The 19,662-nt window shown below is 61.3% G+C and carries 17 protein-coding genes, 1 tRNA gene and 2 pseudogenes; 7 read left to right on the forward strand and 13 right to left on the reverse strand.

Annotation, left to right across the window (positions count from 1 at the left end; genetic code table 11):
• Positions 1–83: 83 nt before the first annotated feature.
• Genes yidC through rpmH form a run of 3 tightly spaced genes read right to left on the reverse strand, consistent with a single transcriptional unit; the run spans position 84 to position 2,425 of the window.
• Positions 84–1,907: a membrane protein insertase YidC gene (gene yidC, locus AC0L3O_RS25590; RefSeq protein ID WP_128175791.1), complete on the reverse strand. Its 1,824-nt coding sequence runs from the start codon at positions 1,905–1,907 to the stop codon at positions 84–86.
• A gap of 13 nt (positions 1,908–1,920) precedes the next feature.
• Complete coding sequence (gene rnpA, locus AC0L3O_RS25595) at positions 1,921–2,274, reverse strand: ribonuclease P protein component (RefSeq protein WP_473616946.1); 354 nt, start codon at positions 2,272–2,274, stop codon at positions 1,921–1,923.
• Positions 2,275–2,290: 16 nt separating this feature from the next.
• Positions 2,291–2,425: a 50S ribosomal protein L34 gene (gene rpmH, locus AC0L3O_RS25600; protein ID WP_008833937.1), complete on the reverse strand. Its 135-nt coding sequence runs from the start codon at positions 2,423–2,425 to the stop codon at positions 2,291–2,293.
• A gap of 315 nt (positions 2,426–2,740) precedes the next feature.
• On the opposite strand from rpmH, the gene AC0L3O_RS25605 reads away from it, so the two are divergent.
• Positions 2,741–4,228, forward strand: a complete 1,488-nt coding sequence (locus AC0L3O_RS25605) for an ATP-binding protein (protein WP_473616948.1) — start codon at positions 2,741–2,743, stop codon at positions 4,226–4,228.
• 150 nt (positions 4,229–4,378) lie between these two features.
• Positions 4,379–4,455 (forward strand) — tRNA-Arg (locus tag AC0L3O_RS25610).
• A 152-nt stretch (positions 4,456–4,607) separates the two neighbouring features.
• Here AC0L3O_RS25610 and AC0L3O_RS25615 read toward each other — a convergent pair.
• Positions 4,608–5,855: an MFS transporter gene (locus AC0L3O_RS25615; RefSeq protein ID WP_473534831.1), complete on the reverse strand. Its 1,248-nt coding sequence runs from the start codon at positions 5,853–5,855 to the stop codon at positions 4,608–4,610.
• Positions 5,856–6,049: 194 nt separating this feature from the next.
• Between AC0L3O_RS25615 and AC0L3O_RS25620 the strand changes: the two genes are divergently transcribed.
• From AC0L3O_RS25620 to AC0L3O_RS25635, 4 genes are all read left to right on the forward strand, one after another.
• A complete protein-coding gene (locus tag AC0L3O_RS25620; RefSeq protein WP_031254041.1) occupies positions 6,050–6,709 on the forward strand; it encodes an ArsR/SmtB family transcription factor in 660 nt (219 codons plus the stop codon).
• Positions 6,710–6,798: 89 nt separating this feature from the next.
• Positions 6,799–7,110 (forward strand): ArsR/SmtB family transcription factor, encoded by a 312-nt coding sequence (locus AC0L3O_RS25625; RefSeq protein ID WP_236378022.1) that lies wholly within the window; start codon positions 6,799–6,801, stop codon positions 7,108–7,110.
• A 4-nt stretch (positions 7,111–7,114) separates the two neighbouring features.
• A complete protein-coding gene (locus AC0L3O_RS25630; RefSeq protein WP_473616949.1) occupies positions 7,115–7,600 on the forward strand; it encodes an SRPBCC family protein in 486 nt (161 codons plus the stop codon).
• Between the two features lie 360 nt (positions 7,601–7,960).
• Complete coding sequence (locus AC0L3O_RS25635; RefSeq protein ID WP_473616950.1) at positions 7,961–9,832, forward strand: adenylate/guanylate cyclase domain-containing protein; 1,872 nt, start codon at positions 7,961–7,963, stop codon at positions 9,830–9,832.
• Between the two features lie 189 nt (positions 9,833–10,021).
• Here AC0L3O_RS25635 and AC0L3O_RS25640 read toward each other — a convergent pair whose 3' ends face one another.
• From AC0L3O_RS25640 to AC0L3O_RS25650, 3 genes and pseudogenes are all read right to left on the reverse strand, one after another.
• The gene (locus tag AC0L3O_RS25640) at positions 10,022–11,275 is read right to left on the reverse strand and encodes a DUF5996 family protein (protein WP_473616952.1); all 1,254 of its coding nucleotides are present in this window, start codon (positions 11,273–11,275) and stop codon (positions 10,022–10,024) included.
• An 88-nt stretch (positions 11,276–11,363) separates the two neighbouring features.
• Positions 11,364–11,551: pseudogene (locus tag AC0L3O_RS25645) on the reverse strand (pirin-like C-terminal cupin domain-containing protein); the annotation flags it as partial.
• A 299-nt stretch (positions 11,552–11,850) separates the two neighbouring features.
• Positions 11,851–12,744: a LysR family transcriptional regulator gene (locus tag AC0L3O_RS25650; RefSeq protein ID WP_473616953.1), complete on the reverse strand. Its 894-nt coding sequence runs from the start codon at positions 12,742–12,744 to the stop codon at positions 11,851–11,853.
• A gap of 154 nt (positions 12,745–12,898) precedes the next feature.
• Between AC0L3O_RS25650 and AC0L3O_RS25655 the strand changes: the two are divergent.
• Positions 12,899–13,541, forward strand: a pseudogene (locus tag AC0L3O_RS25655) (hydrolase).
• Between the two features lie 627 nt (positions 13,542–14,168).
• Here the strand turns inward: AC0L3O_RS25655 and AC0L3O_RS25660 are convergent.
• The 6 genes from AC0L3O_RS25660 to AC0L3O_RS25685 all read right to left on the reverse strand — a co-directional run bounded on the left by AC0L3O_RS25660 (position 14,169) and on the right by AC0L3O_RS25685 (position 19,240).
• On the reverse strand, positions 14,169–14,375 hold the full coding sequence (locus AC0L3O_RS25660; RefSeq protein ID WP_287120178.1) for a hypothetical protein: 207 nt from the start codon (positions 14,373–14,375) through the stop codon (positions 14,169–14,171).
• Between the two features lie 402 nt (positions 14,376–14,777).
• Positions 14,778–15,302, reverse strand: coding sequence for a prepilin peptidase (locus AC0L3O_RS25665; protein WP_473616954.1), 525 nt, complete (start codon positions 15,300–15,302; stop codon positions 14,778–14,780).
• A gap of 9 nt (positions 15,303–15,311) precedes the next feature.
• Positions 15,312–15,854: a tetratricopeptide repeat protein gene (locus AC0L3O_RS25670; RefSeq protein ID WP_473495972.1), complete on the reverse strand. Its 543-nt coding sequence runs from the start codon at positions 15,852–15,854 to the stop codon at positions 15,312–15,314.
• A 57-nt stretch (positions 15,855–15,911) separates the two neighbouring features.
• Complete coding sequence (locus tag AC0L3O_RS25675) at positions 15,912–16,862, reverse strand: type II secretion system F family protein (protein ID WP_287246809.1); 951 nt, start codon at positions 16,860–16,862, stop codon at positions 15,912–15,914.
• A gap of 18 nt (positions 16,863–16,880) precedes the next feature.
• Entirely contained in the window at positions 16,881–17,852 is a 972-nt protein-coding gene (locus AC0L3O_RS25680) for a type II secretion system F family protein (RefSeq protein ID WP_287238381.1), read from the reverse strand.
• Entirely contained in the window at positions 17,852–19,240 is a 1,389-nt protein-coding gene (locus AC0L3O_RS25685) for a CpaF family protein (protein WP_473616956.1), read from the reverse strand. Before AC0L3O_RS25685 ends, AC0L3O_RS25680 begins: the two co-directional genes overlap by 1 nt.
• Positions 19,241–19,662 lie beyond the last annotated feature (422 nt).

Raw genomic sequence — 19,662 nt, forward strand, 5'->3', positions numbered from 1 at the left:
GAAACGACAGCGGAGCTTATAGGTCGCGGCGGCGTCTACCGCCGCGCCGGGGCTTTCCTGGATTCGGCAGAAGGCAGCGCCTTCTATTCCGCCGGCGACGGTTTCTTCCGGAACAGCGCGACCAGATTGTCCCACAATTCGATCTTGGCGCCCTGCCGCTTCATGATCACGCCTTGCTGGATAATCGAAAGCAAATTGTTCCAGGCCCAGTAGATGACGAGGCCGGCCGGAAAACCCGCCATCATGAATGTGAAGACCACCGGCATCCAGGTGAAGATCATGGCCTGCGTCGGGTCCGGCGGCGTCGGGTTCATGCGCATCTGCAGGAACATGGTCAGGCCCATGATCAGCGGCCAGACGCCGATCATCAACATATCCGGCAGCGCGATCGGAATGAGGCCGAACAGGTTGAAGATCGAGGTCGGATCGGGCGCCGCCAGATCCTGGATCCAGCCGAAGAACGGTGCGTGCCGCATCTCGATGGTGATGTAGAGCACCTTGTAGAGCGCAAAGAAGACCGGGATCTGCAGCGCCACCGGCCAGCAGCCGGCGAGCGGATTGATCTTCTCGGTCTTGTAGAGCTCCATCATCGCCTGTTGCTGCTTCATCTTGTCGTCCGCGTATTTCTCGCGGATCTCGAGCATCTTGGGCTGCACCTTCTTCATGTTCGCCATCGACGCGTAGGACTTGTTGGCGAGCGGATAGAAGGCGGCCTTGACGACGACGGTGGTGGCCAGGATGGCCAGGCCGAAATTGCCGAAGAATTTGTACATCGTGTCGATCAGATAGAACATCGGCTTGGTGATCCAGATGAACCATCCCCAGTCGATCAAACGGTCGAACAGCCTGATGTTGCGGTCTTCCGCATAGGCGTTGACCTTGGCCACTTCCTTGGCGCCGGCGAAGATTTCGCTCTCGACTGTCGCCGACTGGCCGGCATCGACGGTGATCGGGTCGGTGAGGAAGTCGGCCTGGTAGCGCGGGCGGCCGTCCTCGAAATAGGCGTAACGCGGCTGGAACTGCTGCTTCTCGGTCGGCACCAGCGTCACCGCCCAGTATTTGTCGGTGATGCCCAGCCAGCCATCGGTCGACTTGCTCGGCGTGAACTGCTTGTCCTCCTCGATCGACGAATATGTGTGTTCCTGCAGGCCTTCCGTGCCGGTGACGCCGATCAGCCCCTCATGCAGCACATAGATGCTGGCAACGGCAGGCTTGTCGAAGCGGGTGACACGGCCGTAATTCGACAGGGTAATGGCGGCCGACCCCGAATTCTGCACCGTGTCCGACACCGTGAACATGTAGTCGCCGTCGACGGAGAAGGTGCGCTTGAAGGTCAGGCCCTTGTCGTTGGTGAAGCTCAGCGTGACCGGGGTCGCCGGCGTCAGCGTCGCATTGCCGTCGACGGTCCACACGGTTTCCGGGCCCGGCACCGTGCCGGTCTTGTCGCTGCCGATAAAGCCGATCTCGGCATAGTAGCCCGTAGGCAGCGCTGCCGGGTTGAGCAGTTCGATCTCGGGCGAGTTCTTGTCGACCGTCAGCCTGTAGTGCTTGAGCTTGAGGTCGTCGAGACGGGCGCCGGCGAGATTGATCGAGCCCTCCAGGCTCGGCGTGTCGATCCTGACGCGCTTCGTCGACGCCAGCGCCTGTTCGCGGCTGGCCAGCGTCGTGCCGTCAGTTCCAGGTGCATTGGGTGCATTGGGAATGGCGCCTTGCTGCGGCACCGGCGTGTCGCTGCCGCCCGGACTGGCGGCTTCGGCCGCCTTCTTCTGCTCCGCTAGCCGCTGCTCTTCGATACGGGCCGCCTCGCGTTGCGCCTCGCTGTGCGGCAGCACGTAAAAATACTGCCAAAGCGACAGGATCAGCACCGACAGCGCGATGGTGATGAAGAAGTTCCGGTTGTTTTCCATCGAAAGCCTTGGCCTATCGTGTTCCGCGCAGTCGGCGTGAGAGTTCGGCCTTCAACTGACCGAACGGAATGGCAAGCGCATCTTCGCGCCCGACGATGACATAGTCATTGCCTGGCTTCATGTCATCCGCGGCATGCGTACGCACGGCTTCTCTCAGCCGCCGCCGGATGCGGTTGCGGACGACTGCGTTGCCGACCTTCTTGGTGACCGTGTAGCCGACGCGAGGCGCCGCTGCGTCGCTGCGGTCGAGAACCTCGACGAGAAAAAGCCGCCCGCGGCGCTTTTCGCCACGCCGGACGGCCAGAAATTCCGCGCGCTTCAGAAGCCGCTTGGGATGTGCTCCCACTGGCTTGCCGGTTGCGGGCAACGATCTCGTCTTCCGTTCAGGCGCTGAGCCGCTTGCGGCCGCGGTTGCGGCGGGCTGCGACGACGCCACGACCACCCTTGGTGGCCATGCGGGCACGAAAACCGTGCCGGCGTTTGCGGACGAGTTTGGACGGTTGGTAGGTACGCTTCATTTGTTTTAATACCGCGGGGTGCGGCCCTTCTTGATTCTGTCACTCTGTAACAGGAGCTTTGCCCGGCCGGCTTTGGCGCGATCGAAACCGCGCCGGGACGAATGGCCCGAGCGTGAGCGGGCTTATAGAAAGAAGGGTTTTGGAAGTCAATCCGGGGCCGACACCGGCCCCGACATTCCGGCGTCTCGGGCCAACGGCTGGCGTGTGGCCGAGGTCTGGGCGGTCTTATCACTGATTGGGACGAAGGATGAAATTGGCAAAAAAGCCGCAATAGCCTAATCTTGGCCGATCAAGTGATCGTGAAGAAAAAGCAGCATGAGTGAAATCCCATCCGTGGACGAAAACACCGATCGGGCGACCGCAGCCGCCCGCAGGGTGCCGTTGTCGCGTGGATTGTCGACAAAGCTCCTGCTGCTCACCATCGTCTTCGTGCTCCTGGCTGAGGTCCTCATCTTTCTGCCCTGGATCGCCAGCTACCGGCTGAGCTGGCTGAAAGAGAGGCTGAGCACCGCCGCGGCCGTCTCGATCGTGCTGGTGCAGGGAGAGCCCGCCTCGCTGTCGCGCGCTGCCCAGAACGATGTGCTGATGGCGATCGGCGCCAAGGCGATCGCCGTGCGCGACGGCGGTGTCTCGCGGCTTCTGGTGGTGGCTGAGATGCCGCCGCACGTCGACGAGCATATCGACATTGCCAATGTCGGCCTGATCGAGGGCATGACCGGCGCCTTGGACACGCTGTTGTTCGGCGGCGAGCGGATGCTGCGCGTTTTCGGGCCGGTCGGCGACAGCGACAAGGAATTCGAGCTGATCATGCCCGACTACAGCCTGCGCAATGCCATGCTCATCTATTCGCGCAACGTCGCCTTCGTCTCGCTGCTGATCTCGCTGTTCACCGCCATGCTGGTCTATGCCGCCATAGACCTGATCATGATCGGCCCGATCCGGACGATGACGCGCTCGATGCTGGCCTTCTCCGAGGCTCCCGACGACCCCGGGCGGATCATCCGCCCTGCTGCCCGCGCCGACGAAATCGGCGTTGCGGAGCGCGAGCTCTCGCAGATGCAGGAGCGGCTGCAAAAGATGCTCTCCGAGCAGAAGCATCTCGCCGACCTTGGCCTCGCGGTATCGAAGATCAACCATGACATGCGCAATATCTTGGCGTCGGCGCAGCTGATGTCGGACCGTCTGCGCCAGGTCAAGGACCCGACCGTGCAGGCCTTCGCGCCAAAACTGCTGCGCGCGCTCGATCGTGCCGTATCCTATTCGGAAGGTGTGCTTGCCTATGGCCGCACCCAGGAGCCGCCGCCCTCGCGCCGCAGGCTCAGGCTGCGCCAGCTGGTCGATGACGTCCACGGCCTGCTCGACACCGAAGGCGGCATAGAATTCGTCAATGCCGTCGAACTGGCTTTCGAGGTCGATGCCGATTCCGATCAGCTTTTTCGCGTGCTCACCAATCTTTGCCGCAACGCCGTCCAGGCGATGGCGGCGGACGCGGAAAGCGCGGTGGTGCGTCGGTTGGAGGTGTCGGCCGAGCGCGTCGGCAGCGTCAGCCGCATCACCGTCACCGACACCGGCCCCGGCCTGCCGCCGAAGGCGCGCGAGAACCTGTTCGCGGCGTTCCGCGGCTCGGCCCGCAGCGGTGGCACCGGCCTTGGCCTGGCCATCGCCCATGAACTGATCCGCGCCCATGGCGGCACGGTGGAGCTCGTCGAAAGCAGAGGCGGCCGCACCACATTCGCGGTCACCATTCCCGACCAGCCGGTCCGGCTCGACCAGGCCCGCAACGGCCTGCGCCGTCCCGCCTGATCCTCGCCCGCCCGGTCCCCGTCAAGGCACAACAGCAAAACTTTTGCCGGATCGGCTTGCTTTTCGGAAATTCAGTCGCTAGGGAACACGTCACATCGCGGCCGGTCGTTAAGGATCGGATCGCGGGCCATTCAAAGCATGGCCTGTTGCGCGCCCGTAGCTCAGCTGGATAGAGCACCAGACTACGAATCTGGGGGTCAGGAGTTCGAATCTCTTCGGGCGCGCCAATAATCTCAATCAGTTAGCGGCGCGACACCGTTTCAAATCGGTTTTTGAAACGGTTTTGAACGGCCGGATGCTTTTTCGTGTGATTTCGCGCGAGTGGCACGTCAGGAACCCGACGCTGGCGCGGCGGAGGCGGACGCATCCGGGGCGACGTTCAACTGCTTCGTCCGGCATGACCTTCGCGCATCATGAAAGCGACCACGGTACCGGACAGGAAAGTGAGGGCGGCGATCGAGGCAATCGCCCACGCCAGGCCGAAGAAGTCGGCGATCAGTCCCGCCGACAGCGCACCGATCGCGTAGCCGAGATCGCGCCAGAAGCGGTAGACGCTGAGCGAGCGGGCGCGCCATGAAGGATGCGACGCATCCGATACCGCGGCGATCAGGCTCGGATAGACCATCGCCGTGCCAAGTCCTAGCAGGAGGCAGGCCACCAGCCACCAGCCGAAATTCGCGGTCAGCGCCGTGAGAAAGAGCGCCGCCGCCTGCACCCACATGCCGGCGACGATCAGGCCCTTGCGGCCCCAGCGGTCGCTGAGCGGTCCCGTCACGACCTGCAGCACACCCCAGGTGACGGGATAGACGGCCTTCAGAATGCCGATGCGCTCCACGCCAAGCCCGCCGGCTGCGAAGAAGAGCGGAAAGATGCCCCAGCTCATGCCGTCATTGAGGTTGTTCACCAAACCGGCCTGCGAAGCGGCAAAGAGGTTGCGATCCCGAAAAGAGGTCAACGCAAAGACCTCGCGGAAGGAAAGGGGTGATGCCTCGCGCGGATGGTTCGCCAGTTCTGCGCGCACATGATCGCGCGTGTCGCGCACGAGCAGGATCGAGAGCACCGTGCCCACCACCGCGTAGCCGACGCCGAGATAGATCGGGATTGGTCGCAGACCGTAGCGGCTGGCGAGATAGCCGGTGAGGAAGGCGGTGATCCCGACTGCGAGGTAACCGGTAAACTCGTTGAGCCCTACGGCGAGGCCACGCCCCTTCGGGCCGACAAGGTCGACCTTCATGATGACGGTCATCGACCAGGCGAAGCCCTGGCTGATGCCAAGCAGCGCGTTGGCGGCGATGACCCAGTTCCAGTCTGGCGCCCAAATGATCATGAAGGGCACCGGCAGGCCGAACAGCCAGCCGATAACCAGCACGCGCTTGCGCCCCCATTTGTCGGCGAGCTGTCCGGAGACAAGGTTGGCCAGCGCCTTGACGACGCCGAAGCTGACGATGAAGGAGACGACCAGCGTGGTCGAGGCGAGCCCGAATTCCTCTGAGCCGATCAACGGCACGACGGTGCGTTCGATGCCGACCATGCCGCCGACGAATGCATTGATAAGCACAAGCAGCGCGAACTGCCGCCAGTTGGCCTTGAGACCGAGGCTCACTGCTGGCGCCGCGATCGTTGTCATGCGGCACCGGCATTGATGGCTCGGGTGCGTGCGGCCATCACTACATCAATCCCGTTCGGGAGCCGTCAGAGCCGGAGCCAAGGCTGCTAAGCGATTGAAGGGGCTTCTCGGCCACGGACTTGTCTCCTCGGGGGCCGTGTGATACCGCATCATTCAATAATTATGTTGAATGAACTAGCGTGGCTGCTACCCTGATGTCAATCCGCAATCCGAAGCAGGCACTTTACGAGCAGTTCGCGGTTGTCGCGAAGGCTCTGGGCAATCCGCAGAGGCTGGAACTGATCGAGCAACTCGCGCAGGGTCCGCGCAGCGTGGAAGCCTTGGCCGCCAAGCTTGCGCGTCCGGTGGCGAATGTCTCGCAGAATCTCCAGGCGATGCGCCGCGCCGGACTCGTGACGTCAGAGCGCGCTGGCAAGTTCGTCAACTACCGGCTCGCGGATGAAAGCGTACTTGCCGCCTTCGCCTCCATTCGAGTCGTTGCCGAGCGGCATTCGGCCGAGGTCGAACGCATCGTGAGGGGCTATTTCGACCGGCGCGACGATATGGAGCCCGTGTCCCGGGAAGAGCTGGCCGCGCGAATGAAAGACGGGCTCGTTACAGTCATCGACGTCCGACCGCCCGATGAGTTTGCGCTCGGACATCTGCCCGGCGCGATCAACGTCCCCCTCGGCCAACTGGAGCAGCGGTTGTCCGACCTCGAGGCGAAGCCCGAGATCGTCGCCTACTGCCGCGGTCCGTGGTGCGTGATGTCATTCGAGGCGGTCGCATTGCTGCGTGAGCACGGCTTCCGCGCACGCCGCATGGAAGATGGCCTGCCCGAATGGCGTGACGCGGGCTTAGCTGTCGAGGCTTGATCGACTTCAACTTCAAAGTCCCCCTCACTCAGCCCTTTTTGCCGTAGCAAGGTTGACTCATCACGTTAGTCCGTGCTAACGCGTTAGTGGTGACTAACGTGAACAACAGCTGGACCGCCCTGGGCGACCCCACCAGGCGCACGATCTTCGAACTCTTGGTCGAGCATCCGCGTTCGGTTACCGAGTTGGCGCGTGCCCTGCCGGTGACCCGGTCGGCGGTCTCGCAGCATCTGAAGGTGTTGAAAGAGGCAGGGCTCGTTGCGGACACGCCGGCTGGCAAGCACCGCATCTACCGCGTCGAACCCGACGGGCTGGCGGCGCTTCGCACAGAGCTCGACCGGTTCTGGATGAAGACGCTCGCTGCCTTCAAGCAAGCTGTCGAACAACCGCGAAAGGAGTGAAAAAATGAACACGCAAGCAGCAGAGACCTTGGTGAGGCACTCGATCGTGGTCGAGGCGCCGATCGAGCGCGCCTTCGAGGTCTTCACGGAGGATTTTGGCAAGTTCAAACCCAGGGAGCACAATCTGCTCGCCGTGCCGATCGCCGAGACCGAGTTCGAGCCGCGCGTCGGCGGCCATATTTATGATCGCGGCGCCGACGGCAGCGAGTGCCGCTGGGCGCGCGTGCTGGCTTATGAGCCGCCGCACCGTTTGCTGCTAAGTTGGGACATCAGTCCGCAATGGCGGTTGGAGACCGATCCGAACAAGGCCAGCGAGTGGGAAGTCCGCTTCACTGCCGAGACGGCTAATCGGACCCGCCTGGATCTCGAGCATCGCAAACTGGAGCGCCACGGCGCCGGCTGGGAAAGCGTGCGCGATGGTGTCGCCGCCGATCAAGGCTGGCCGCTCTACCTGCAGCGATACGCCGACCTGTTCGGGCGTCGGGCCTGACCGCCACATCCGCAAGCATCAGACCGAATCCGGTCTCGCGGCCTGCAATCCCGTAAGCTCAGGAGTTATTCGCGGTGGCGACACTGCCGCGAATAACGTCCCTTGCCTACCCGGAGCCCGACAAGCGTAGGCGCAATAATTGCCTGACCAGCATGCCCAACGCCGCTTCGGATGCGGGGACGGCTCCGCGCGAAGCGGATGATGGCTGACGAAGGTCAGAACGGTATAGGCCACAATGGTCACGCATTTGTGAGCTGTATGATAAGCCTATTCGGGATTATGGGTCTAATCTTGAAGCGTGCGTCGTCTTAAGTGTCACTATAATAGTCCCTGCAGGGCCGCCGCTCAGGAATAATGCTGATGGAACGCAAGCTCGCGGCAATCATGGCCGCCGATATCGTCGGCTACAGCCTGCTAATGGCTGAAAACGAGGCTTCCACCTACACGAAGCTGCGCGCTGTTTTTGATGAGCTCATTGACCCGACCACTGCCCGCCATGGCGGGCGCATCGTCAAGACGGCGGGAGACGGCTTTCTCGCCATGTTTCCAAGCGTCAACGAAGCGGTCGATGCGGCGCTGGCCATACAGGAAGGCTTCGACAAGGGCCCGTTCGAGCTGCGCATCGGCATCAATCTTGGCGATGTCATCGAAGATGACGGCGACGTATACGGCGACGGCGTCAATGTGGCCGCCCGTCTTGAGGCCATGTGCGATCCGGGGCAGATATTCGTCAGCGGCGCCGTGGTGATGGCGGCCGACCGTAACAGCGCGGACAGGTTCGTCCGCATCGGCCGCAGGCGGGCCAAGAACATTCCCGAACTTCTCAACGTCTACCGCGTAAGGCGCGCGGGCTCTGCGTGGTCGCCATGGCGGCACGTGCCGCAGGTGCTGCGCAGCACCGCCGCCCGCTGGTCTTATGGCGTAGCCGCCATAGCCCTCATCCTCATCGGCACCCAAATCCAGCCGCTCCCCCTGGCAGCCATGGTCAGCCGCATCCCGGGGGTCTTGTCGATGGACCAGAGCCGCACCGACCCCCGGCCGTCAGTGGCGGTCATGCCTTTTGCCGCGATGAGCGGCAGCGGCGAGCAATCGTATTTCGCGGACGGACTGGCCGAGGATGTGACGACAGCCCTTGCCCGCAATTCAGAGCTACAGGTAATCGCGCGCGATTCCACCTACGCCGTGCACGGGCAGGGTACGGACGTGCGCAAGCTCGGGGCGAAGCTCGGCGTTGATTATGTGGTTGAAGGCAGCGCCCGCCGTGAAGGCGACCAGCTTCGCGTGTCGGCGCAGCTGATCGACGTAAAGACAGGCGCGCATCTGTGGTCGCGCAGTTTTGACCGGCAGGTCGCCGACGTGTTCACCGTCCAGAGCGAGCTGACTACTGAAATCGTCGCGCAGATCGCGCCCTATATCGGCAGGAGCGAGGCGGCGGCGGCAGCGGAACGCCCGACCGACAATCTGCAGGCCTATGACCTCGTGCTGCAGGCCCGCAACCGCTACCGGCACGGCGCCGATGACCCGCGGGACATTCTGGAGGCGCGGGGCCTCTACCAGCGCGCCCTTGAAATGGACCCGTCCTATGCGGCCGCCCGCGCAGGCCTCGCGCTGACCTTTATCGCCAGCGTGGCGCAGAGCGGTGACGGCCGGGAAAATGCGCCGGAGCTCCATCTTGGGCTTAGCGAAGCCCGGCAGGCGGTCCGTCTCGACCCCAATCTTGGCCTTGGCTATCAGGTCATCAGCTTCGGGCTTGCCCTGCAGGGCGACTATTCAGGCGGCTTGCAGGCCGCGCGGCGCGCTGTCGAGCTCAACCCTAACGATCCCGACAGCATGATGGCGCTTGCAAAGGCGCAGGTTCGCTTCGGGCAATATGATGATGCCGTCGCCAACGCAGAGCGGGCCCGCCGCCTTCATCCTATGGCGCCCGAGTACTACGCCTATGTGCACGGGCAGGCGCTCTACGCGGCTGACCGCCGCGACGAGGCTTCCGCCGTCATAGAAGAATGCCTGATCCGGGCGCCGCGCGATGCAAACTGCCTTCTGATTCAGGCCGCCTTGCAGAGCGGGGGCGGCGAGGTCGAGGCAGCCCAGCAGACGATGGCAAGGCTGGTCGAGGCGCATCCGGCATTCTCGCTGGAAGCAGAGCGCGCTTACCGCCGGTTTGGTGACAGGCCGCTGATGGAAGAGTTCCTGCAGGACCTCGCAAAGGCCAAGGCTCCTGAGTCCGCCTGACAGTTCTTACAGAGCGACTTCAATCACATAGCGGTGCCCAGTTTCATCCTCTCCGGCGCGCCAATTTTTGCCATACGACGCCAACTCCGAAAATTGCCGCCAATCCCCGCCGGAACTGCGTCCGCCGCTAACGGTGGTAGGAGTCGGTCGGGGCCGGTACGTTGGCGGGTGGAGGAAGTTACGCGCAGCCTATGACCGACGCAGCACGTCCTGCCATTCGACATGACGGTCGATCTGCGCTTTTGCGAACGGACAAAGCGGAATGATGGCGACCCCTTCGCGCCGGGCATCCTCGACCGCCTGGCGTACCAGTCGCTCGCCGACCTTGCGGCCGCGCAACGCCGCTGGAACTTCGGTATGGTCGATGATGATCAACCCTTCGCCGGCCCGGCTATAGGTCATCTCAGCTTCGATGCCGTCGACGAGCATCCGGTAGCGTCCCTTCGATGCGGTATCCTCCCGCTCGACCTTTTCGACGGTCAAGGGAGAGGCAGGGCCCGGCTGCTCGGCGTCATGCGGCCGCGCCTGACCCCGCCGCCCCGGCATGCAGTCCAGCAGGTCGCGGTCCCATCTTCCGAGATCGGCCGCAGCGTCGTAGGTCGAGACGAGAAACTCCATAAGCGCCGCGTCGGGATCTGCAGCCGACTGAACGGCATCGTACGGCAGGATGAATTCCGATAGGCCGTCATGCCAGAACGCGCCCTCGGGCCGGACCGAGGCGCCCCGGAAGCCACTCGACGCCGGATAGGCGTAGGCGTAGAAGGCGGGGTAATCGATGCCGCCACCGCCGGGCCAGAAACCGGCTGAGGAGACCTCGCGGTCGTAGGCTTCCTGTGCCACATCGTTGGGCAATGAAGGAATGCCGCCGGGATGGAGAGGCGCGCGCCGCCCTGAAAAGCGGGTGACGGCCAGGTCAAAACTGCCCCAGAACAGGTGAACGGGACTGGACTTGCCAAGAAAGGAGGTCCGGAACCGATTGAATACCCTGTCGACCGCCACCGATGCGTGATGGAAGCGCTGAACTGCTTCCCGGTCATAGGGCCGGTCGCGATGATCTTCGGTGAACGGCACGGGATTGGGCACCTCGTTCGGATTGCCGTTAAAGGTCGGCGTGCCTCCAAGTTCGGAAATCAACTGCACGAAATTGGCGTGGAACGCCGCGACTGTGGATGGCCCGAGCGCAAACGATGCCTTGCGACCATTGCCGCATGTGCCAACAACCATATGGTTCCGAAGGTCGAAGAGGATCTCGATGCCCGGGCCGTCGGGGATAGGCGAGGAGGTCAGGCCGAGCGGCGTGACATAGAAGGTCGCGTTCCAGGAATGGTTGAGCCACGGGGTATGAGCAAGGCGATATTTCCCGGCGATCTGCAAATAGAGATGCAGGGCCGAACACGTCTCGCGCCAGCCGAGGTAGTCCAGGTGGGGCCACTTGTTGCTCATTGTGCTTTCTCCATTCAGAAACATACCCGGCACGCGACGCGTCATCTCGTCTGAACCGCCCGGGTCCGTGCACCCAGTCGACCTCGTTCTAGCGCCGGTCAGTCTCAGCGCCGGTCAGTCCGGTACGGATGTGCTCATCTCGGTCGATCGGGAGATCGAAATGCCCCTTGCCCCAGTCCTCGGCGCGCCATTCGGCCTTCGCTTCTTCGATGCGGTCCTTCGAGGAGGCGACGAGTTCCACCAGATATAGCGCGGTCCGCTGAGCGTTGCGCCGCCGCCCGGTTCGATTGCTGGGTTCCAACTCATGCGCGTCATCCTCACTTAGGCCGTCCAGACAGCCTCGCCCTTGCCGATACGAATGCCCGATTTCGACTAATCCGAACCGCGAGCGGGAAGAGCGCTTTCGGCCCGACAAATGCCTAAACTGGCGAGCGACCGTCTGCCCAACTAGTCCTGTGATACGTCTAGCTGTGTCGCAGCAAGTGGAACGTGCGGGCGATGTCGCCGAACGCGACGGCTCGCAGTAGTGCGACCGTCGAACACGGTTCTTGACAATGCTTTGAACCGTTCGCGTTCTAACGATCAACTCCCCAAAGATCCGGGTTCTGTTTGAAATACTCGATCAGCAATTCGGTGAGCACCCGCACTTTCCGCGTGGGATGCTGACCCGGCGGGCGGACGACATATGCGGCCCCCGGAGGTACCGGATAGCGTGTCATGATACGGACCAGCGCGCCGGAGGCCACATATCCATGCGTGATGCAATCGGGGAGCCAGGCGATGCCGAGACCTGCCGCCGCCGCGGCAGCGAGCGCCGTGGCGCTATCAGCCTTGAACCTGCCCTGCGGCTGGACCGTAACAATCTTGCTGCCATCCATGAACTGCCAGGCTTCCGATCCCTGCATAAGGGCCTGATGGGTGAGGAGTTCGTCCGGAGACTCGGGTGATCCGTACGCTTCGATATAGTCTGGGCTCGCGACAAGCTTTCCATGGATCGGCCCGACGCGCTTCGCGATCAGGTTGGAGTCCTGAAGGTAGGCGCCCCGGATCGCGCAATCGAAACCCTCTGCGATGAGATCGACGAAGCGATCGCTGTAGGAGGTATGAATGTGAAGCTGCGGGTGCTGGCGTGCCATTTCCGCAAGCACGGGGGCGAAGTGGGTCGCGCCGAAAGTAAGTGGCATGGCAACTCTCAGGCGGCCGCGCAGCTCACCGGTTGGGAGGATCGTTTCCCTGGCCGTATCGATCTCGGCGCTGGCTCGGGCCGCATGATCCCCAAACGTGATCCCCGCTTCTGTGAGCGCGGCGCCGCGGGTCGTTCGTGCAAGAAGCTGGACGCCAAGCTCCGCTTCAACCCGAAAGAGCCGCCGACTGACGATTGACTTGGAGACGCCGAGCCGGCGGGAGGCGGCCGATACGCCCCCTGCATCGGCCACTGCAACGAATGTCTGTAGGTCTTCGATGTCCAATTCGGCGTTCCTCATTTCGCGACACAGCTTGCCCTACTATGGCACTACCGCATCGCGGAAAGGAACAGCAAATTGCGCCCAGGCAAAGTCGCCCGCTGGCGTATGTCTCCCGTGAACCCATTGCCGTCCATAGCGGCAGAGAAAGGAAGTTTTTATGACCCCTCGTAACGGCCTTTGATTCGCTTCTTCGTCCTGAAGACTCGGTCCTCGTTCTGATCGACCACCAACCTTATCAACTCGCGAACCTGAACAGCCACGATCCGCATATGGTGGTCAACAACACGACCGCGCTGGCGAAGCTAGCAAAAGCCTTCAATGTTCCGACCATTCTCACCAGCGTGATAGCGGCGCGCGGTGGACTTCTCTTTAAGCAGATCACCGACGTATTTCCGGACCAGGAAGTCATCGATCGCACCTGGGTGAACACCTGGCAGGACGAGAATGTGGTGAACGTCGTCAAGGCGACCGGCCGCAAGCAACTGATCATCGCCGGCCTGTGGACCGAGGTCTGCGTCGCAATGCCTGTCATCCAGGCCGCCGGCGAAGGCTGGGACGTGACCGTGATCACCGACGCGTCGGGCGGGATTTCGAAGGAGTCTCACGAAGTTGCCATCCAGCGCATGATCGCGGCCGGCGCGAACGTGATGACCGTGATGGCGCGCGCTGGCGAATGGCAACGCGATTGGGAGCATGTCGAGGAGCTGACCGAGATTCTCATCCAGCACTTCGGCGGCAGCGGCATCGCGTATCTTTGGGAGCAGCAGCTTCTCAACACGCCGGTGCGGAGCGAAGGCTGATCCGAGCCGGATGGCGAACATTTCGGTGAGCATCGGGCCGCCGCCCGGGTTGCGCCGATGCCGATTGTCGTAAGTCAGGCGACACAGCACTTCAGCAACCATCGGCTCTCGCCGCTTCGGAAAGGCATCAGTTCGCAAACTGTCATCGAGGCAGCCTGTTGAACTCACAGCGAGATTTGATCCGGGATCGCTACCATTGCGCCAGAATTTGGTAATCAGAACGTCAAAAAATCTGGCAGCGGGAGCCTGTTTTGCTCACACCCGAAATTCGGCGGTCCCGATCAGCCGATGAGTCGCCTTGAGTCAGTGCTGCGATAAGCAGAGAACAATCCAATTCCTCAGGGAATGAAAACCTTAGGTCACTCTGAGTCGCCATACGAAGCGATTTCAATCTGGCTGTCTTCGCGGCGCGTTCGGCACGCTCAGCCTCAGCCATCACCTTCGCTGAGCGAGTAATTTGCCTATTTTCCAGCCAACACATCTGTTCGATCCCGCAAAAAATTTCTTCTCGGACGCTTGCCGTAGTTTCCGGGCGGATTTGCGCGACCACCAAGGACAGTTCGGATCCGATTCCGCCTTTCCTCTTGCCAGGCCCTTTTTCGCGCCGGTACGCCTTAATGCCCTGACTCAATTGCGCTTGTCGCCCTTCATTGTGATGAAGTCGGTTCGATCGTTGACGCTAAGATTCGCGTTGCCGCCAGGCGCGGGCCGATCGCCTTGGCAATAGCCGTTGGCTTGGCGCGCGGCGCCAAAGCGCGAGTAGCCCGAGCCGTGCAAATCATACTGCTTACGCTCGATGTGGCTGCGCTCTGGCCGGCGCCTATCAGGGGCCATCACCAAGATCGCCGCGGCAAATGACTAGCGGAACAGATACTTTGATAGCTCTGGATCGCCTCGTCTCCACATAATGTTATCCAGAAAGTAGTGATGCACGTTGATGAATATCCACGCTATGAAGAGGATCAGCGACGAGCCGAACACCTCTTGTTGTACGGAACCAAAACGGACAACGCGATCGGGACCAGCCAGAAACCGAGAATCCCCAGAATTCCACCAACAATGATAAACCCAGCACCCGCAGCCTGTACATCGGGCCAAGAACGGACAGGACCTTGAATTCGGATTCTGTAGCGGCATTGTGCTGCTCATCACCTCAGCACTGGCGTCTGGCGCGAGCCGCTTGAGAACATAGACGCCCGAGATGTACAGCCAGGCAGTTGCTGCAGTCCTGTCCTCTCAGATCGCCGGGCCAGCATGGGGCATCAAGGTGACGTAGATCATGAACCCTATCGTGCAGATCGCTGCGAGCGAGATCGGCACGCCAAACGGCACAACGCCTTTGCGGTCCAGGTGCTGAACGTAGAGGCGGAAAGCGCCTGCGGGCAGCATGAACGGATTTTTGACGATCAACGCTGTGGCGAGCGCGAAAACCAGCAGCAGTACGGAGAACACAAGGAGGCCGCTGCCGCCGATCAGCAACGGCACCACCGCCATCAGCTTGACGTCGCCGGCCCCGACCTTGCGCAAAGCCCAGAACGGAAACAGCGCAACGAACAATAAAAGGCCGGCGATTGCGCTCAGGCCCATGTCCCACGACGACCCGGATTGCACCGACAGGAGCTGCAGCGAGCCCAGACCCAGGCAAAGCAGCAGCAGCACATTCTGGTTGGATATCTTCTGGGTGGTGAAGTCGAGCCAGGCAATCCTTGCCAGCAAAGGAATAGCTAGCCCCTTCAGCAGCAGCGATGCGGCGAGCAACATGCTATCGCCTTACCGCTCGAGATTCTTTACGCTGGACGACAGGAGCTTCAGATTGTTGGCCACGGTCGGATCGTTGGGCGCCAGCTCATAGGCCTTGAGGAAACTGCTGCGCGCGTCCTGCAGCTTGCCGCGCAGCAGGTAGGAATAGCCGACATTGTTGTAATATTCGGGCGTCCCGCCGACCAGCCGGTAGGCTTGGCGATAGGCGTGGTCGGAGAGGTCGAAGCGGCGGATGCGATCGCTGGAGGCGGCCAAGCCCATCCAGGCACCGCCATCGTTGGGCGCCAGTTGCGTCGCCTTGTAGAACAGGGCGCCGGCATTGCCGTAGTTTTCCGCGCGGAACTGGTTCTTGGCTTCGGCAACAGCCTGGTCGGAGGCATAGTACTCGACGTCGCTGACCGTCTTCAGACCGTCGAAAGCATCGCCAAAGGCTGTCACATCACCTTTCGAGGGCTCGTTGGTGCGGACGACGCCGCTATCAGCCGTCTGACAGCCGGAAAGCACGATGAGCAGCAAACCGGCTACGGCCGCGAGGCGCATTGGCCCTGTCATTTCGTCCCCCAAAAGAGTTCTCTCCGACTCTGTATTTCGACCAAAGCACAGACGTGCCTAGAAGAAAACACCCCTCATGCGAATGATCACCGGCAACATGATGATCATCATCACCACCGGGAAGATGCACAGTCCCAAGGGGATCATCATTTTGACCGGCAGCGAATTGGCACGCTCCTCGGCACTCAGAATTCTCTGGCTGCGCATTTCGTCGCTATAGACGCGCAGAGCCTCGGTCAGGCTGGTGCCGAGTTCTTCCGATTGCCGAAACAGCACTGCCAAAGCCCGCGCTTCGTCAAGTCCGACGCGGTCAGCGAGTTCGCGCAGTGCTTCCCGCAACGGCTTGCCGGCCCGCAGTTGCAGCGTCATGATCGACAGTTGAATGCCTAGCCATTTGTGCGTGCCGGCCAGTTCCTGGCTCACGCGCTCGACCGCCGCCTCCAGGCTCATGCCTGCGTCGGCACAGGTTATCATCATGTCCATGAAATCAGGAAAACCGCGGCGGTAGACCTGCTTTTGTCGTTTCTCGAAGCGATCGAGCATGACGCTTGGAACCACGAGACAGGCGAGCCCGAACAAGGCGGAACCGATCAACGGTACCAAACTGGGGAGTTGCGCTGGGAGCACCCGCGATAACAGCGCATAGGCGGCCAGAAAGCCGACACAGACCGCGCCAAGCCGCGACAAAGTATAAATGAGCGGAGCGCTCGATTGATAAAAGCCGGCGCGGAAGAGCTTCGCGTCCAAGGCGCTGGGTTGGTCCCGCTCCTTTTCGATTGATCGAAAATATGCATCGACTGGCCGCTGCGCTGCGATCTTGGCAAGCTGTTCCTGTCCAACGAGCGAACGGCGATCGGCAATACCTTCAGCCATCAGGCTTTGTGCGACCAGCTTCCGCGTCTGCAGTGCCGGCAAAAAGACGAGGGAGCCGAACAGGAACAGGGCCACCGCCGCCACGAAGACGGCAATGGAGACCAGAACGCTGAGATCCTGAATAGCCGAAAACAAGATTATGTCTCGCACCTGTCAGAAGTCGAAATTGACCATTCGATACATGATAAAGTCACCAAACAGCGCCCACGTCCCGAAAATCAGGAACACAGGAAAGATGATCGGATCGCCCCAGACGGTGCCGTAGTAGGCCGGGGCAACAAGCTGGAGCGTCAGGAACATCACGATCGGGAACAGCGAGATGATCCATGCCGATACACGGCCTTCGGCCGAAAGCGCCCTGATCTTCATCCTGAGTTTCTGCCTTTCGCGCAGCACTGACGAAAGATTGGACAGGATCCCAGTCAAATTGCCGCCGGTCTTGGCCTGGATCGACAGCGATACCGACAATAGATGAAGGCCCTCGAAGCCGACACGCTGCGAAAGTTTCCGCACCGCCTGTTCCATGCTGAGGCCAAAGGTAATCTCGTCGGAAACGATGCCGAATTCGGTACCGAGCGGATCGGGCATTTCGCGGGCGACGAGACCAACCGCCACGGAAGCTGGATGTCCGGCGCGCAGCGAACGAACGATCATGTCGAGTGCGTCAGGGAGTTGCTTCGCGAATTTCTGTATCCGCTTGTTGCGAGCGCGGCGAAGAACCAGAAGCGGCAGCACAAATCCGACAACTACAAAAACAATGGACGACACCAAGGTCGAGAAGCCTAGAAAGATCGAGAGCAGCAACGCCGGTGCCAGCCCTGCTAGAAGGAACTTCGCGGCGAAAGACAGCGGATTCCCGGTAATGCCAGACTGGGTATAGAGCCTGTTCAGCCAGATCAGGCCAAAGAGAAAGTCGCCCGAGGCTGTCAGCCCGCGCTCGCGCAGCAATCCTTGCAGGGTCCGTTCGGCCGGAACGTCATCAGCAAGCCGCCTCAGCCGATGGTTGATCGCGCCAATCCGTGACCGGCTCTTGGCAAAGGAAAGATACATGGCCTCGCCGGCGAGAATAACCGATGCCGCCGCAAGCACGTAAATAAAGTAGAGCAAAGTCTGACCGGTAGGCATCAGAGCGCAACCTGCGGATTGAAAGCATCCTTGGCGAAGTGGTGGCCCAACGTTGCTGCCTCCGGGGCAAAGCGTGGACGGACGCCAGTAGCGCGAAAATCGCCGATGATCTTTCCTTCCGGCGTCACCTCCCGGCGAACAAAATGGTAAATTTCCTGAAGCTGGACGACATTGCCTTCCATGCCGGTCAGTTCGGAGATGGAAACGACACGCCTGCCACCGTCCGCAAGACGCTGCGTCTGCACGATGATGTCGATGGCCGACGCGATCTGCGCTCGAATGGACTCATGGGTCATCGGCATGCCGGCCATGCCGACCATCTGTTCCAGCCGCGATATTGCATCGCGCGGCGTGTTGGCATGGATTGTGGTCATCGAACCTTCATGGCCGGTGTTCATCGCCTGCAGCATGTCGAAGGCTTCCTCGCCGCGAACCTCGCCGACGATGATGCGGTCGGGCCGCATGCGCAGCGCGTTCTTAAGCAGTTCGCGCTGGCGGACCTCGCCTTTTCCCTCGACATTGGGCGGACGCGTCTCCAGCCGGCCGACATGCGGCTGCTGCAGTTGCAGTTCCGCGGCGTCCTCGATGGTGATCAGGCGCTCCTTGGCCGGGATATAGCTCGACAGCGCGTTGAGCAGGGTGGTCTTGCCGCTGCCGGTGCCGCCTGAAACCAGGATCGACTTGCGTGCCTGCACGGCAATGCGCAGAAGATCGATCATCGGCTGGCGGATTGAATTGAACACCATCAGACGTTCGAGCGAATAGGGATTCTTCGAGAATTTGCGGATCGACACCAATGGGCCGTCGACCGAGATCGGCCGCACCGCGATGTTGACACGCGAGCCGTCTTCCAGTCGCGCGTCGACCATCGGCGCCGATTCATCGACGCGCCTGCCGATGGCCGAAACGATCTTGTTGATGACGCGCAGCAGGTGCGCCTCGTCGCGAAAGCGGATTTCGGTCTCCTCGATCATGCCGCGCCGCTCGATGAAGACGCGCTTATGGGTATTGATTAATATGTCGGTGATCGAGTCGTCCTTGAGCAGCGGCTCGATCGGCCCCAGCCCAAGCATCTCGTCGGCGGTCTCGCTGGTCAGCCGATCGAGTTCGCGAGCATTCAGCGGCACGGCGCGAGCGCGCACGAATTCGCGCACGATCGGCCGGATCTCGTTAAGGATTTCGTCCTTCGATGCGGTTTCAAGTGTGGCAAGATTGAACCGGTCGATCAGGTGACTGTGCAGTTCAACCTTGAGCGTCAGGAAATGGTCGCCATTCGATTCGGTGTCGGCTGCAGGGGAAAGCGCCGGCGCAACAGGCAATACTGCAATCGGCTCAAGCTTTGGCTCAATTCGCGGTTCGCCTGGCCCTTTTGTGAATCGACCCAGCATGACGCTTCCCCCGTTTAGTCCCCACGCTGAAACTAAGCGTTAACCAAGCTTGGCACAAGCGCCAGCCGCACCATGCAACTTAATACTTCAGACATAGTTAAGATCAAGCATCAGAAAACGCGACGTTTATTTGGTCAGCGCCGCTGTCCTAGCGAAAACGAGGACTCGCATTTCAATGCACAGTGCTTTTCTGCCACAAAGGCGTCATGGAGCCCACCTAAGGCCTTAGATATAAAGGGATATGCAGCATCGCTAATGCTGCCCCACTTCCGCCATACCACGGCCAAATTGTGAACGAATGGTTAAGACGGGTTGAAAAACGAGCCGAATCAATGTTTTGGTCCGCCTGAGGTCGGGCAATATTCTTGCCAAATCATGTATAGGAAAGTTAAGCAATCGTTAATCCCATTTGACTCTGATTT

The organism is Mesorhizobium sp. WSM4810, from assembly GCF_055811235.1.

Excerpts from the sequence above, each read along its gene's own strand:
- AC0L3O_RS25635 (WP_473616950.1), top strand. The coding sequence starts at position 7,961 with ATGGAACGCAAGCTCGCGGCAATCATGGCCGCCGATATCGTCGGCTAC.
- AC0L3O_RS25665 (WP_473616954.1), bottom strand. The coding sequence starts at position 15,302 with ATGTTGCTCGCCGCATCGCTGCTGCTGAAGGGGCTAGCTATTCCTTTG.
- AC0L3O_RS25630 (WP_473616949.1), top strand. The coding sequence starts at position 7,115 with ATGAACACGCAAGCAGCAGAGACCTTGGTGAGGCACTCGATCGTGGTC.
- AC0L3O_RS25615 (WP_473534831.1), bottom strand. The coding sequence starts at position 5,855 with ATGACAACGATCGCGGCGCCAGCAGTGAGCCTCGGTCTCAAGGCCAAC.
- yidC (WP_128175791.1), bottom strand. The coding sequence starts at position 1,907 with ATGGAAAACAACCGGAACTTCTTCATCACCATCGCGCTGTCGGTGCTG.
- AC0L3O_RS25620 (WP_031254041.1), top strand. The coding sequence starts at position 6,050 with ATGTCAATCCGCAATCCGAAGCAGGCACTTTACGAGCAGTTCGCGGTT.
- AC0L3O_RS25680 (WP_287238381.1), bottom strand. The coding sequence starts at position 17,852 with ATGCCTACCGGTCAGACTTTGCTCTACTTTATTTACGTGCTTGCGGCG.
- AC0L3O_RS25605 (WP_473616948.1), top strand. The coding sequence starts at position 2,741 with ATGAGTGAAATCCCATCCGTGGACGAAAACACCGATCGGGCGACCGCA.
- AC0L3O_RS25685 (WP_473616956.1), bottom strand. The coding sequence starts at position 19,240 with ATGCTGGGTCGATTCACAAAAGGGCCAGGCGAACCGCGAATTGAGCCA.
- AC0L3O_RS25660 (WP_287120178.1), bottom strand. The coding sequence starts at position 14,375 with ATGGCCCCTGATAGGCGCCGGCCAGAGCGCAGCCACATCGAGCGTAAG.
- AC0L3O_RS25670 (WP_473495972.1), bottom strand. The coding sequence starts at position 15,854 with ATGACAGGGCCAATGCGCCTCGCGGCCGTAGCCGGTTTGCTGCTCATC.
- AC0L3O_RS25640 (WP_473616952.1), bottom strand. The coding sequence starts at position 11,275 with ATGAGCAACAAGTGGCCCCACCTGGACTACCTCGGCTGGCGCGAGACG.
- rpmH (WP_008833937.1), bottom strand. The coding sequence starts at position 2,425 with ATGAAGCGTACCTACCAACCGTCCAAACTCGTCCGCAAACGCCGGCAC.